Source organism: Paenibacillus filicis (genome assembly GCF_038070315.1).
Lineage (GTDB): Bacteria > Bacillota > Bacilli > Paenibacillales > NBRC-103111 > Paenibacillus_G > Paenibacillus_G filicis.
Window position 1 is genome coordinate 19,111 of record NZ_JBBPCC010000003.1, and the last position, 14,521, is coordinate 33,631.

Annotated in this window: 11 protein-coding genes and 1 pseudogene; 2 read left to right on the forward strand and 10 right to left on the reverse strand. The window is 47.2% G+C overall.

The window, feature by feature from the left end; translation table 11 throughout:
* Window positions 1-84: 84 nt before the first annotated feature.
* From WMW72_RS06415 to WMW72_RS06435, 5 genes are all read right to left on the reverse strand, one after another.
* On the reverse strand, window positions 85-1,842 hold the full coding sequence (locus tag WMW72_RS06415; RefSeq protein ID WP_341414614.1) for a methyl-accepting chemotaxis protein: 1,758 nt from the start codon (window positions 1,840-1,842) through the stop codon (window positions 85-87).
* A 93-nt stretch (window positions 1,843-1,935) separates the two neighbouring features.
* Window positions 1,936-2,400, reverse strand: coding sequence for a DinB family protein (locus tag WMW72_RS06420; RefSeq protein WP_341414615.1), 465 nt, complete (start codon window positions 2,398-2,400; stop codon window positions 1,936-1,938).
* A gap of 54 nt (window positions 2,401-2,454) precedes the next feature.
* Window positions 2,455-3,588 (reverse strand): peptide-methionine (S)-S-oxide reductase MsrA, encoded by a 1,134-nt coding sequence (gene msrA, locus WMW72_RS06425; RefSeq protein WP_341414616.1) that lies wholly within the window; start codon window positions 3,586-3,588, stop codon window positions 2,455-2,457.
* A 168-nt stretch (window positions 3,589-3,756) separates the two neighbouring features.
* Complete coding sequence (locus WMW72_RS06430) at window positions 3,757-4,386, reverse strand: response regulator (RefSeq protein WP_423227524.1); 630 nt, start codon at window positions 4,384-4,386, stop codon at window positions 3,757-3,759.
* Between the two features lie 29 nt (window positions 4,387-4,415).
* On the reverse strand, window positions 4,416-5,489 hold the full coding sequence (locus WMW72_RS06435) for a sensor histidine kinase (protein ID WP_341414618.1): 1,074 nt from the start codon (window positions 5,487-5,489) through the stop codon (window positions 4,416-4,418).
* A 295-nt stretch (window positions 5,490-5,784) separates the two neighbouring features.
* On the opposite strand from WMW72_RS06435, the gene WMW72_RS06440 reads away from it, so the two are divergent.
* Window positions 5,785-6,192: a hypothetical protein gene (locus tag WMW72_RS06440; RefSeq protein WP_341414619.1), complete on the forward strand. Its 408-nt coding sequence runs from the start codon at window positions 5,785-5,787 to the stop codon at window positions 6,190-6,192.
* Window positions 6,193-6,351: 159 nt separating this feature from the next.
* Window positions 6,352-6,651 (forward strand): annotated as a pseudogene (locus WMW72_RS06445) (arsenic resistance protein); the annotation flags it as partial.
* A gap of 195 nt (window positions 6,652-6,846) precedes the next feature.
* Here WMW72_RS06445 and WMW72_RS06450 read toward each other — a convergent pair.
* From WMW72_RS06450 to WMW72_RS06470, 5 genes are all read right to left on the reverse strand, one after another.
* Window positions 6,847-7,230 carry a VOC family protein gene (locus WMW72_RS06450; protein ID WP_341414620.1) on the reverse strand — a complete coding sequence of 128 codons (384 nt, stop codon included), beginning with the start codon at window positions 7,228-7,230 and terminating at the stop codon, window positions 6,847-6,849.
* Window positions 7,231-7,473: 243 nt separating this feature from the next.
* Window positions 7,474-8,274, reverse strand: a complete 801-nt coding sequence (locus tag WMW72_RS06455) for an Imm43 family immunity protein (RefSeq protein WP_341414621.1) — start codon at window positions 8,272-8,274, stop codon at window positions 7,474-7,476.
* 340 nt (window positions 8,275-8,614) lie between these two features.
* A complete protein-coding gene (locus tag WMW72_RS06460; protein ID WP_341414893.1) occupies window positions 8,615-8,950 on the reverse strand; it encodes a fumarylacetoacetate hydrolase family protein in 336 nt (111 codons plus the stop codon).
* 1 nt (window position 8,951) lies between these two features.
* Complete coding sequence (locus WMW72_RS06465; RefSeq protein ID WP_341414622.1) at window positions 8,952-13,697, reverse strand: RCC1 domain-containing protein; 4,746 nt, start codon at window positions 13,695-13,697, stop codon at window positions 8,952-8,954.
* A 35-nt stretch (window positions 13,698-13,732) separates the two neighbouring features.
* The gene (locus WMW72_RS06470) at window positions 13,733-14,515 is read right to left on the reverse strand and encodes an imm11 family protein (RefSeq protein ID WP_341414623.1); all 783 of its coding nucleotides are present in this window, start codon (window positions 14,513-14,515) and stop codon (window positions 13,733-13,735) included.
* Window positions 14,516-14,521 lie beyond the last annotated feature (6 nt).

Sequence of the window (14,521 nt, forward strand, 5' to 3'; positions counted from 1 at the left end):
AAAACAATTCTTAAAATTTTATAAACTGCAAAAAAGCCATCTTCCCGCAAGGTTTTGCGAGAGATGGCTGGAATTCCTCGAATATTACAGCTTAAACTGATTCACCTGCATCAGCATCTCCTCTGAAATACGGCTCACCGAGTCAGCAGAGGCTGAAATTTCCTCCATGGCTGCTAGCTGCTCCTGTGTTGCCGCGGAAATCATCTGCGCGACATCATTCGACCGTACCGCCATATGACCAATCTCCTGCAGGGAGGCGGTGATCTCCTGAGAGCTTGCAGACATTTTTTCCGCGGCGGCAGAGGTTGCCTGCACTTGGTAGACGGTGCTGCGCGTGGCAACGAGAATACGCTTGAACGCTTCGCCCGAATGACGGATCGATTCGACACCGGCTTCGACCTCCTGCTCGCCTTTGTCCATAGCCGCAGCAGCTTCGCTGATATCGAGGCGAATCGCCTGAATCAGCTCCGCCACCTGCAAGGCGGACATTTTCGAGCGCTCCGCCAGCTTCCGGACTTCGTCCGCGACGATGGCGAAGCCTTTGCCCTGCTCGCCCGCCCTGGCCGCTTCGATGGCCGCATTCAGCGCCAGCAGGTTGGTTTGCGTCGAAATATCCGTCATCGTTTCGGCGATTTCGCCAATCTGCTGCGACCGCTCGCTGAGCTTGTTGACCGTCGATGCGAGGCTTGTTACCGTTGAAGACACCGCGATCATTTGCTCCGAAGAATGGTTAATCAGCTCGTGGCCCTGCTCGGCATGAGTTAAGGTGGCCTGAGAGGCCTCGAAGGCCGTCTGTGAAGTGGCCGCGATGCGTTGCGCGCTTGCCGCCAGCTCCTCCATTGCCAGCGTGCTTTCCTGTACGCTCCCTTCCTGCGTCTCATTGCTTGATGCGACTTCCTGCGCCGATAGGGAGATTTGGTTGGTAGCCGCCGTCGTCTCGGCCAAGGTTTCGGATAAATCGCGTGAGGCGGATGACAACGTATCGGCATGGGTGAGCAGCCCCTTCGTAAGCTCACGTAGGTTATTGTGCATCATCTGGAAGGAGGCGAACAAATCGCCGATCTCGTCACGGCTATGTATAGAAAACTCGTTCTCGGACAGGTCGCCCGCTGCGACCAGCCGGGCTTGCTGCGTCAATTGCACCAGCGGTCTGGTAAGCCGCAGCGCAAACCAGGTGATCAGAATCCCGCCTGCAACCAGGCAGCCGATGAGCATATATACGGTCCCTTGCACGATGCGGGTTTGCCCATCCATATAGTCCTGGATATAGGAACCTGCGACGATCGTCCAGCCCCAGTTCGCGTTCCTGAGCGAATAGGCTATTTTCATAGCTTCGTTCGTAGAGTCGGGCAGCGGCCATCTATAGACCGTAAACCCACCGCCCTGCTGCCGTCCCTTCTCGAGCATATCCCGGATATGATAAAATCCGTCGCTCGTGTGCTTATTCAAGAAGCTCTCCCCTTCGGCCGAAGGGTGAGCCAACAGATCTCCCTGGTCGTTCAGCACAAAAAAATATCCGTGCTTGCCGATATCGATATTCGTGCTGATCGTCCGCGTACCGTCCGCTTGTTTCGGACCGAGAAGCAGCTGCTTCACCTTCTCCTGCGCTTCTTCCTTGCTAAGCGCGCCCTTCTGGACGGAGTCTTCGAAGGAGAGCATCAGCTCCGAAGCCATGTTGACCGTGTTTCGAAGATTAGCCTTCATCTGCATGTCGCTTTCGCGGGACGACGCCCAGAGGCTTATACTTGCTACGGACAGCGTCGGGATGATTAGAATGGCGAAGGAAATCCATAATAATTTTTTTCGGATCGTGAGCCGCCACCAGCTTGTTTTCTTACTCATAACTAGGTTCCCCCTGACATCATGTAGTCTCTCTATAGAATTAAAAACAGCAGTCCAAAGTAGCCTTTGAACTGCTGTCTATGGAACGCTGGATTATCGTTTCAACACTTTCAGCAGGGCGGACACGAAGCCCAGATGATCGACCAGATGCAGCGTAGTGGAGACGAGCAGTTCACCAAAGGTTTCAGCTTTCAGAAAGTTCTCTTTCACCGGCACATCCAGCTTACCGTCCAGCAAGACATGGAGCTGGTTGCGCTGGTCCTTCAACTGAGCGATCAGCAAATCCCACGCAGGCGGCTCCTCCTGCCAGTCCGACGGCTTCGTGCCGTAGGCGAACAGTTGCTGATAGTTGGCAGGGAGAACCTGACCTGGCGTATGCTCGGAAAGACCGAATACGTGAAACTCCGTGACGGTGAGCACATGCCCGATATGCCAATGCAGGTTATTTTTGAAGCCTTCCGGAATCGTGAGGCGCTGGTCCTCCGGGCAGGTCTCGACAAGCTCCAGCAATTGCTGGTGGTGTTTGTTCAAAATGTGGAATACAAATTCTGTTCTCATGAGTCATGACCTCCTGAATGTAATTGCATAGTTGGTAAACTCTTAAGATGTTCCCTAACCAAATCGCTTGGCATATGCGCCATAACCCTTGGCTTCCAATTCAGCCTTCGGTATAAATCGCAGGGAGGCCGAATTGATGCAGTATCGGAGCCCTGTCGGCTGCGGCCCGTCTTTAAACAGGTCGCCCAGGAAGGAATCCCCGTCGCGGCTCCGAACCTGCGTGCCCGACAAAAACAATCCGTGGCCCTGCTTCAACACGACATGGTCGGGGTCCAAAGGCTGTGTAAAGCTAGGCCAGCCCGTACCTGCATCAAATTTATCCTTGGAGCTGAACAGCGGTTCCCCGGACACGACATCTACGTAGATGCCTTCTTCATGGTTATCCCAATATTCATTATGGAAGGGAGGCTCGTCGACGTTATTTTGCGTGACGTCGTACTGAAGCTTGGTCAACGTTTTTAGCTTTGCTTTCTTATCGAAATCCGGATGATACTCGTTCTTGTCGGAAATGACCACGACCCGATCGCCTCCCCATGCCTTATTCAAAAAAGAATCTCGTCCCGAGGCCAGCTCTGTCAGCTTATAGCGAATGGGATTTTTGTGAGCGTAGTTCTGCTGGTCTTCCTCCGCCCTGTAAAACTTGCTTGCCGCGGCAATGTCCGTGACAATTGGCTTGGCAAACCGTCCCGAGGTGGCCAGCGCCTCCCTCGAAGCTTCGGCCGATGCTTGCTGCTCCGGGCTGTTGTAGAAGACAGCCGCATGGTACCGAGAGCCGCGGTCCATGAATTGGCCTTCCGCATCCGTAGGATCGATGTTTCGCCAGAACACTTTAAGCAGCTCGCCGTACGTAATGACATCGGGATTGTAGCGAATCTGCACCGCCTCGGCATGCCCGGTTTGGCCGGACGCTACATCCGCATAGGTCGGATTCTGCTTCTGTCCGCCTGTATAGCCGGTGACCACATTCAGCACCCCGTTCAGCTTTTCGAAGGCAGCCTCCGTTCCCCAGAAACAGCCTCCCGCCAAAACGGCGGTTTCGTATTTCGTATCGGATTTGGCAAGTGCTGCAGCCGCAGCGGGATGGGCCTCCATCATGGGGGGCTTGCTCGACGAACCGTACGAGTAATAAACGGCCGCGGCAGCTAGAGCAACGGGCAACAGGTACAATCCAGGTTTTTTGACCTTCAATTCCCTTCACCACCTGATCTCCTCTGACTGCTTACAATTGGATTTTAACAAGATTACGCCCGGACCAAATGTGTGGGAGGTCATGAATAAAAACAAAAAAAGGCCGACTTTTAAGCGCCCAAGCATGAAGATTTTCATGCTCTATGCTAAAAGTCATGCCTTACTGCGTTACAAGAGGTGACGAACTGAAAACACGGCGGCCTGCGTTCTGTCGCGCAGCCCCAGCTTGGCGATCAGATTGGACACGTGGTTTTTCACAGTCCCTTCGGTGATAAACAACAAGTCCGCCATTTCCTTGTTGTTTAAGCCTTGACCCAGCAAGCGGAGGACCTCTTTCTCCCGTTCCGTCAAGTCGTCGACCAGCTCTTGTTCATTCGGGATAAGGAAAGAAGCCGGCTCCGGCTGCTTGGAGGATATCTGCTTGAGCTCCTTGAGCAGCATGGCCGTAATATTCGGCTGCAGCACCGTTCCGCCGTTATAGACCGTTTGTACGGCACTCACGATAGTCTCGGACGGCATGTCCTTCAATAAATACCCGTGAACGCCCTTCTCCAGAACTTGCATGATGAGCTCCGCGTCATCGAACGTGGTTAATATCAGCACCTTCGTCTCTGGAAAATGCTTGAGAATCAGCTCCGAGCCTTCCACGCCGTCCATACCCGGCATCCGAATGTCCATCAAGACCACATCCGGCCGCAACTCCGCCACCTTGGCATACGCATCTCGCCCATCCACAGCCGTTCCCACCACTTCCAGATCCGGCTCCAGATCGAGGATGGTCGCTAGTCCCTCCCTCATTAATCGTTGATCATCCACTATCAGAACTCTCAAGAAGTCACACCTTCCATTTCCGTTGCAGGATAAGGGAATTTCACACGAACCGCAAAGCCCATCCGGTCATCCTTCCCCCAGCTAACCTCACCGTTCCATTCTTTGACTCGCTCTTGCAGATTGATTAGTCCAAACCCAGGCTTCAGCACGGCGGGCACTTCTCCGTCATTACCGATATGGAGAGAAAAACCGCTTTCGGAGTAAACCAACCAGATCCGGGCATGAGTTGCCTGCCCATGCTTCTTGGCATTGGTCAATGATTCCTGGACAATGCGATATGCCGTCAGCTGAAGCTCGCCGGGTAACAGGACGGGGCTTCCTTCTACGTCAAAACTGGTTTGGACCTGGGCAAATTGAGTAAACTCCCCCGCCAGCTTGTCCAGGCTATCGTGCAGAAAGGTAGACTGAACCGGTTCATCCCGGATCGTTCTGACCGCCAGCCGAACCTCCTGCAGAGAAGACCTGACCAGCTCCTCACAGCCCAGATAAGCCTGCTCGCTGCGCGAGGCATCCACCTGGCTCAGCTTGCGTGCGGCCTGCATCTGAACGAGCAGGGCCGTCAGCTTATGTCCGACCGTGTCATGGATATCCCCGGCGATCCGCACCCTTTCCCTCGTGGCAGCCCACTCTTCCGTCTTGACCGCATAATCCTGCAATCGCTCGTGGGATTCCAGCAGCTGCGCGTACAACTGCTGCGTATTCCTGCGCGCTCCCTGATAGAAATGAATCAGCGTGCTGACAATGCCGGCGAACACAATAAACGAACAGGTCGTAAAGTAATTGATAGGATTAAGCTGTTGATACAAAAACCAGTCCACACTCCCCATGGTCACCAGGTAGAGAAACAGTAAAAACAGACTGGTGACGAGGAGCATCCGGATATTGTTCAAGAACATCAAAATAGCTAAGCTCGTAATCCCGATAAACAGCTGACTCGGAAAAAAACCGCCGATAAACACGTACCCGTACGAAGCCGATACGAGAAAATCGAGAATCAGAAGGTGAAACAACCAATTTTGTCGTTTCTTGATTCTGGCGTAGAACAAATTCACAATCAGAAAAATCGCCACGGAAAAAATAACAAAGCTGAGCTTCCAAAACATCGAAATCGACGTTTGAAAGTAAAAAGTAACGGCCAAGACCAAATCGAATACAAGCTTTAACCCAAAGAACAGTTTCCAGGAAAGGGGACCCCTTCTTACATTCACAGCCTGGAACATCGTCGCTTGTTCCCCTCTCATCAAGTACTCCATCCACCCTCAACGCGATTATAGCACAGAACTTCATTCGAACGGGTCGCCCAAACATAATCTCAGGATGAGCATAAACTTAAGTAGCAAAGAGTTGCTTACAGGAGGAGATTATTTGAGCAATATAGACATCGAAGGTTGTCCAGCCCCTCAGAACATTACGCTGGTTCAACGTTTACAACCGATTGTAGGTCAGACGGTAACGGTATTCCAGCCTGGATTTCCTCAACTTACGAAAACGATAGGCAAGCTCTCGGGCGTGACCTCTTCTTCTTTTACTGTGGGATCAACGGTAGTCGTTATCCAAACATCCTTCTTTATCGTCCTGAAAGAACGTGTAAAAACGACAAGACCCTTTGATCTGACGGCCACCGCAGAAGATATAGGTGAGCTTCGTGGGAAATTAATCCGCGTCGGCAGAGATTTTGTCGAGTTTGTTCAGATGCCGGGCCGCATAGTTCCTACCCTGTTTCCACTAAATTTGTTCACTAAAGTCATTTGCGAACGAGAACATGAGGAATAAGCTAGAATCCAATGATCCATTGCGTTAAATGGACACGATATTTCAAAATAGGGAGCAGATTGCCGCGTGCCGGCAACTGTTCCTTTTTTATAGATTAACGGACAGATTAGCGCAATCAGCCTCAAAGGAAAATGCCGTGCAAGGGGTGTTAAGCGATACCGGAGTGTTCCTATTTATATAGCTTTCATGTTCATTATGCCGTTCATTACCCGTTTTATTGTAACATGCTGTAGATTAGACATTAAATCTGGCCGAGCTGTTATTTTCAGTGCAGAAACACGCAATTCTCTTGTCGTTCTCCCCCTTGCCTTGGCTTTGCCCGAAAATTGGAGCATGCTAGTGGCAGCAATTATCGTAACGCAAACTATGGTTGAGCTTGCAGGAGAATTGATCTATATTCGCATCATTCCTAATGTAATTCTACGTGACACAGTAACAGGGCAATCAAGTAAAAATTGAAAAACCTCACAGGTTCAGTCTGTCCTTGTCCATAAAGGTATTCAGCACGGTTATCTCCGTAAGCGGTGGCTTGCCTGCCATGCACGATTTAGAAAGGCATGCCATACTTTCTTTAGACTTCACAGCAAAAAAAACATGCGCAGGCTGTACGCCTTGCGCATGTTCCTCTGTCCTCGCCGCTTGCAGCAGAACTGGCTAAGAGCCATAGGCCGAGTCGAACTCGATGATATTATGATCCGGGTCGAGGACAAAGATCTGGGCGAACCCGGCCCGGCTGTCGGGCCTCGCTTCATACGAGATCGACGCGGCCTCCAGCCAAGCGATCGTGGCGCTGTAGCTCTTGACCCAGACGGCAAAATGTCCGTCGATGGTGCTAATCCCGCTCTCGCGCAGCGTGTCGCCCGCCGGATTCTCCAGCAGGTGAAGCTGCTGCGGTCCTACCGCATACCAGATGCCCTTGCTGTCAAACGGCGGCCGCTGAATCTCCTTCAAGCCCAGCACCTCGGAATAAAACTTACGGGCCCGCTCCAGCTCTCGCACGGCCAAGCTGACATGATGCAAATGCTCGAATTCGATCATTCGCATCTCCCCCTCTCTTGAGCGCACGGACTAGGGCAGCCAGGCTGCCCATTAAAGCGCTTGCTTTCAGCTTACCATATTCCGGACGGAAAGCGCGCTTGGCCATCGACCGTCGGCAAGCAGCCTGCCTGTTTGCTCCTAGTCAGGTCACAGGCTCCCTCCCGGAATCACCAAGGATCAGTTTAGTTTTGACAATCCAACAGTTTGTATTTATTAACAATATAATTCCTTCTAGCTATACTTTCAAAGTGCCAGTTCACCCTTTTCAGTAATTTCGTAAGGATCAGTTACATACCACTGCATTTCCAGGAGGATCGGGGGCAGATAGATTGGAAAAATCCAAGTATAGATACCGTTTGGTTCACGTCTACCTAAACATAGCTCTCCCTTGCTCATCTGCATGACCCATTTGTCATTGGCAACCGTCTTATTGTCTTCTTGCACCATGTGATAGGCTTCTTTAAAATCATACGAAGGGCCAGCGAAGACCAGCGGTTCCAAGGGAGGCAGCGGAACTTCCTCAGAATCCCATACTTCAATAAATTGAAAACCTGTTAGTTTCGCTTCTTCTACAGCTTGTTTAAAACTTTCGCTAACAAAAATGCGCGTCTTTCTAAATTCAGGAATTTTAAAAATATTTTCATTCAATACCAAATTTTCTTGGAATGAATACTTATGAATCTCTTTAATTACATCATACCCTTCGTATTTATCGTAAATCGATTTTGAATAATCTATGCAATCAATTACATTCGTAACATTAATTGCATAGCACTCCAAATCATCGAACTGGTAAGGTAAAACCTCTACATTTTTCTCAAAAAAATGTACTAATTTCTCCAAAGCATTCTTACTAATAGCTGGATTACTGTATATCCTACAATTGTCGTAAATTTTCGATTTTTTGCTTACCTTTTCAATTTTAGTTTTGACCCACTCGTCAATCAGGGTCTCACCGATAAAATAGTCTCTAAACTTTCTTAAATCTGCCTCATTAGATAAAACAAGAGTTGTATCTACATCATCCCATAAATAAATCTTCATCGTTTCTCCTCCAGATCATCAATCTCTTATTTCATATTTCTTTTACATGATGCTTTGGCGGGGATAGAGCCTCATTTTGACGTCCGGCTTGGCATTCGGCCATCAGCATACAGGAACGGCTCCTACTAAATATTTTTGTTTATCACCTAAAATAATCGCTCTCATAATAGTACATTTTTGGCCCAAAATCTACATGAAACTACATCTATTTACAATATATTTAATATTAATATACATTTTTTAGAAATATTTATTTAAATACATATAAAAAAGAGAGCAGCACAAACGCCGCTCTCCCGTATCTTCCTCATCAACAAACGTAAAACTCTATTAACCTTGCCTAAGCCGTCTCCGCTACCATCCGGTTCGTCAGCGCGCCGAGCTTCTCGATCTCGATCGTGACGATGTCGCCGTCCTTCAGATAGACGCGCTGCTCCGGCGGCAGGCCGAGCACGACGCCCTCCGGTGTACCGGTGAGGATAATATCGCCCGGCACCAGCGTCATATGATGCGAGATATAGCTGACGATCTCGTCGCAGTGGAAGATCATGTCCGACGTATTGGAGTGCTGGCGCACCTCGCCGTTGACGGTCGCCTTGATCTCCAACTGGTTCGGGTTGCCGACTTCGTTCGCGCTGACCAGATAAGGGCCGAATTTCACTCTCTTTTGAATGATTTTACTTTTCTTTGTCTAACAAGAAAATATTACTCGGTAAGGACTCATTTCCTGCTTCGTCCACAGCTATTACTCTAAGACCTAGGTATATGGCAGGGTCAATATCCAACTCAACAGTAGTTTGCCCATCTGTCGTTCCTAACAACTTATCCCATGCATAAATTTTATACTGTTTCACACCAACATTATCCTCAGACGCATCCCAAGCCAATGTCAAGCCATTTTCATTTTGTTTCATTAGCACTAAATTTTGGGGTGCTGTAGGTGAAAGTGAATCCTTGATTATTTGCGTAGAACGACGCAAGTCAATAATCTTTTTGTACTCCGCACTTGCCGACTCATAAATTTCTTGCACTGCTTTTTCCACGGAGAGCGATTCATCATTTGGTAACACATTTTGTTCCACCGAACGAAGAAGACTTTGAGATGAAATCGAATTAATTTTAATAGGAACGTTACTATAAGAGGGTTGGGTAGTTCCTAGCTGGTATGAACCATTGGCCCCCCAGCCCCATACAGAACCGTCCGTTTTGACCGCAATGTGATGCGTATAACCTGCTGCCGAAGAAGATACACTATTGAAGTTCGGCATCACTTCAGGTAAAAGTTTTGAGGAGTTTGATCCATTCCCCAACTGACCATACGTACTTGCTCCCCAAGAAAGCACGGTCCCGTCACTGCGCTGTGCCGTACTATGTGATCCCCCTGCTGTAACAGCGACTATGGAGTTTAAACTTGGATTATAAACTGGATACAATCTGGTTGTTCTAGAATTATCTCCAAGTTGCCCATCGTAATTGCCTCCCCAAACCCACACAGTCCCATCATTTTTAAGAGCCATGGAGTGAGTATCACCAGCAGCAATGGATTTTACTGAATTCATAGACCCGATATATTTGGGACTTCTGCTCATCTGAGTTGTTCCGTCCCCAAGTTGACCAGAGTAATTCTCTCCCCAAGTCCATACTCTTCCGTCTGTGCTTTGCGCGATGACATGGTTGGTTCCAGCACTTACTGATTTAATGCCTGATAATCCTGGAACTTGAATTGGGGTGTATTTAGAGGTACTTGAAGTATCTCCATTTCCAAGTTGTCCATAGTTATTGACGCCCCATGACCAAACGGTGCCGTCATTTTTAACAGCAATACTAAAAGAGTTTCCTACTGAAATATCTACCACACCAGTTAGATTTGCAACTTGAACCGGGGTACTCTTTTGTAACCCGCTCCCATCTCCCAGTTCCCCTGCTCTATTGGTTCCCCAAGCCCACACAGTCCCATCACTCCTGAGAGCCAAGGTATGACTGTTAGAATAGGCTACATTAATAATAGAGTATAAGCCTGACACTTGGGTAGGTGTAGCATTACTATTACCAAACTCCCATACACTACCGTCACTCTTGAGGATCAAGCTTTTAAACATTCCAGCCTCTGATAATGTTGGCAGAGCTGCTAATGTCTTAACTGTCACAACATTACTACTTGCAGAATAATTCCCTGAACTATCCTTAGCTTTAACTGAGAATGAATAAGTTGTACCTGAGCTCAATCCTGTAACCGTATAAGAACGAGCATTAACTGATGGCTGTGAATCGACTTGCAAGGTGCCTACTTTCGTTGTTCCTTGATAAACTTCATAGCTTTCAACCGTATAATTATCCGTGGCCTCGGTCCAGTTCAAAATAACCGAGTTTGAAGCTACACCACTAAACGATAAAACGGGGGCTGTAGGCGGAACTGTATCGGTATAATTACCGGGAATTCCTTTGATTTGAATACGTGTAGTCTTATAAGAAATAGACAAATCTCCGTTCCCAAGCGCATAATCCGAATTAGACCCCCACGTCCATACTGAGCCATTAGACATGGTAGCCAAAATATTTTTATCCCCTGCAGAAATCCCCACAATGGAGCCAAGATGCGATACCCGAACAGGTACAAGGCGGTCTACTGTGGTACCATCACCCAAGAAACCTTGACTATTGGCCCCCCAAGTCCATACCGATCCATCGTCTTTGACGGCGGCATTATTGACATAAGCAGCAGCAATCTCTTTGATTCCAGTGAGACCACTAACTTGAACAGGAGTAGCCTGTCCACTCGAAGCTCCGTTGCCAAGCCAACCATTTGTGGAATTTCCCCATGCCCATACGGTCCCATCACTTTTTAAAGCCAAGTTATGCGTGTAGCCAGCGGATATAGCTACTACTGCTTGAAGCCCTGGTACTTGAATAGGAGAAAGTTTATCCTGAGTTGTACCGTCCCCTAATTGACCATTAGCATTACTTCCCCACGTCCAGACACTTCCATCACTTTTCAATGCCATGCTGTGGTAGTAACCGGTTGAAATAGCAACAATGGCGTCTAGATTCCGTACTTTTACAGGCTGTACAGGAGTGGTTTGGCTCCCATCACCCAGTTGCCCGAAGCTGTTACTTCCCCAGCCCCAAACGGTCCCATCCTCTTTTAATGCAAGACTATGGGCTAAACCTGCTTGTACAGAAACTACAGAGACAAGATTCGGAATTTGGACAGGTAAAGGATTTGAAGTTAGAGAACCGCCAGGCACATTCGCATTTCCGTTTGATCCCCAAGCCCAGACCGTACCGTTACCTTTTATCCCAATCGTATGGTTTGCACCGCTTGAAATTTGGCGGAACCCACTGAGATTTGTATTTTGGGTTGGAACCGACTTAATAGCAGTACTTCCATCTCCGAGTTCCCCGCTACTATTTTTTCCCCAAGACCACACTGTACCATCACTTTTAATAGCGAACTGACTACGGCCCGTATTAACGTAAGGACTAGCCAGAGTAATTGACAGTTCATTGCTGGCTGCCGAACGATTATCCACATGGTCCTTGGCTTTAATTGTAAACTTATGAGTACTGGAAGGCGAAATATTTAATGCATGAAACCTGGTTTGATCCGTTGTACCGAGTAAAGTAGCATTATCATATATTTCATATTGCACAGCCCCGTAATTATCCGTTGAAGGATTCCATGCTAAAATTACAGAATTAGCCGTCTTGGTTGGCGCGAATAGACCCGTTGGTACAGAAGGAGGGGTTTTATCAATTTTTACAGTTATAACAGCCTCCGTACTAATATTTCCTGCAAGATCTATAGTCCGTGCGTAAAGCGATGTAATACCTTCCTGGCTAATCGTAACAGTATTACTGTAATCAATCCAGGTGCTACTATTGCCCAATCTATACTGACTTTTCTTGACCCCACTTAAGGTATCTATTCCGTGTGTCAGCGTAACTGTGACATTTTGATTCGTCCATTCCGTAGTACTCGCCTTTAGGACAGGTGTCAAGGGCGGAGTTTTATCCAATTTAACCGTTACTGAGGATTCAGGTCCAACATTGGTAGCTTTATCGATAGTTCTTGCAACTACAGTAGTCGTACCTTCCTGATTAATCTGAAATGTACCTGAGTAATCCATCCATTGTCCGTTTGCAACCAGCTTATACTGACTTTTCTCTGGACCGCTCAAGGCATCCGCTCCATGCACTATGGTTACGGGAATATTTACATTAGTCCACTCTGTAGTCGGCACTTGGATAAGTGGAGCCTGCGGCTTAACTCGATCGATTTGAATAATCTTGGAGCTTTCCTGGCTGATGTTACCCGCGTAATCAACGGTTCTGGCATATACCGTCGTTTGGCCTTCATTTTTCACATACCTTGGCCCCGTATAGTCCGCCCACGCCCCATTGTTTAATTTAAATTCGGATTTAAATACTTTTGATTCAGTGTCATTCCCGTCTTCTATTAGATAATATACTTCATCGTTAATCCAACCCTCATAGCTAAGACTTACCAGTGGAGCAGTTGGTGCCGTTTTATCAATTTGAATTTGAGCCTCAGCAATAGGACTCGTATTTCCCGCCAAATCCAAGGTTCTTGCATAGACCTTTACCCCGGTTGTACTCACAGTAAAAGGATCGGTATAGTCATTCCAATTGCCTTGGCTTCCGATTTTATACTGACTTTTTTGTACCCCACTATGCTCATCCCAGCCATCAGCCAGCTTCACTTCTACATTTCCATTTGTCCAGCCGCCTGGGGAAAGTAGAATACTTGGAACGGTTGGCCCCTCTAGATCAAGGATAATGGTCTTCGCTTTCGCTTTTTCGATGTTCCCTGCCATATCTACAGAACGATATAACACGGTATACACACCAGATTGTTCTAAAGTGACAGCAGTTGTGAAGGGAGTCCATGTTCCCCCTTGGTCTAAGCTATACTCCGTTCGATCCACTTCTGAATAAGTATCCGTTGCCGTAAACGACATTTTAACAACGCTTTTATAATAATCAGTTATTCCTTGCTCTCCCATAAGCTGAATAGTCGTCTCAGGAGATACGGTATCTTCTTTAATAACAAGGATTCGACTTTGAGCGGTTTCCATATTTCCTGCCTTATCCTTGCTTCGATAACTCAACTCTATAGTCCCTGGTGTTCTAAGAGTAACGGGGGATACGTATGTAGTCCACCCTGAATCCGAACCTAAGCGATACTCAGTATAATCAACTCCAGAGCTGTCATCGACCGCAAGGAGTTGAATGCGTGTAAACCCAAAGTATGTGCCTTCTACTCCTGTTGACCCACCTGTTACCTGAATCGTGGTAACAGGTGGCTTACTATCAGCAACGGCCCGAACGTTCTGTGGCGAGATGATGACAGTTTGTATATATAACGCGAGTACTAGAAATAGATAGAACGTTTTTTTTAACAATATCGCTCCTCCTAGCTTTACTTTTAAATTTACAGTTACTTTTTATCATTAATTTCGTAAGGGTCAGTGACATACCACTGCATGTCCAGAAGGATTGGGGGCAGATAGATTGGCAAGATCCAAGTATAAGTACCGTTCGCCTCACGTCTGCCTAAGCAAAGTTCTTCCTTACTCATCTGCATGACCCATTTGTCGTTGGCAAGCGTTTGATTCTCTTCTTGTACCATACGATAGGCTTCTTTAAAATTATAAGAAGGGCCGTCAAAGACTAACGGTTCCAGGGGAGGCAGCGGAACTGCCTCTGAATCCCATACTTCAATAAATTGAAAACCTGTTAGTTTTGCTGCCTCTACAGCTTGTTTAAATTTTTCACTAACAAAGATACGAGTTTTTTTAAACTCAGGTATTTTAAAGATATCTACATTAGATACCATGTCCAATTTAAAAGAATATTTATATATCTCTTTTATTAAGTTATACTGTTCATCTTTAACGTAACCGGAAGTAGAGTAGTCTATGCAATCAATTACATTTATAACATTTATAGCAAAATATTCCGATTCATTCAGTTCGTACGGCAAAACTTCTGCATATTTTTCTATAAAATGCTTCAGATTGTCTAATGCTCTCCTACTTATAGCTGGATTACTGCAGATATTACAATTATCGTAAACTTTTGATCTCTTACTTATTTTCTCTATTTTCATCCTCCCCCACTCGTTTACTAAGCTTTCACCTATAAAATAATGAAAGTAACTGCTATAACTTTCCGATAAAATCAAAGTAGTATCCGTATCATTCCATAAATAAATTTTCATTGCCTC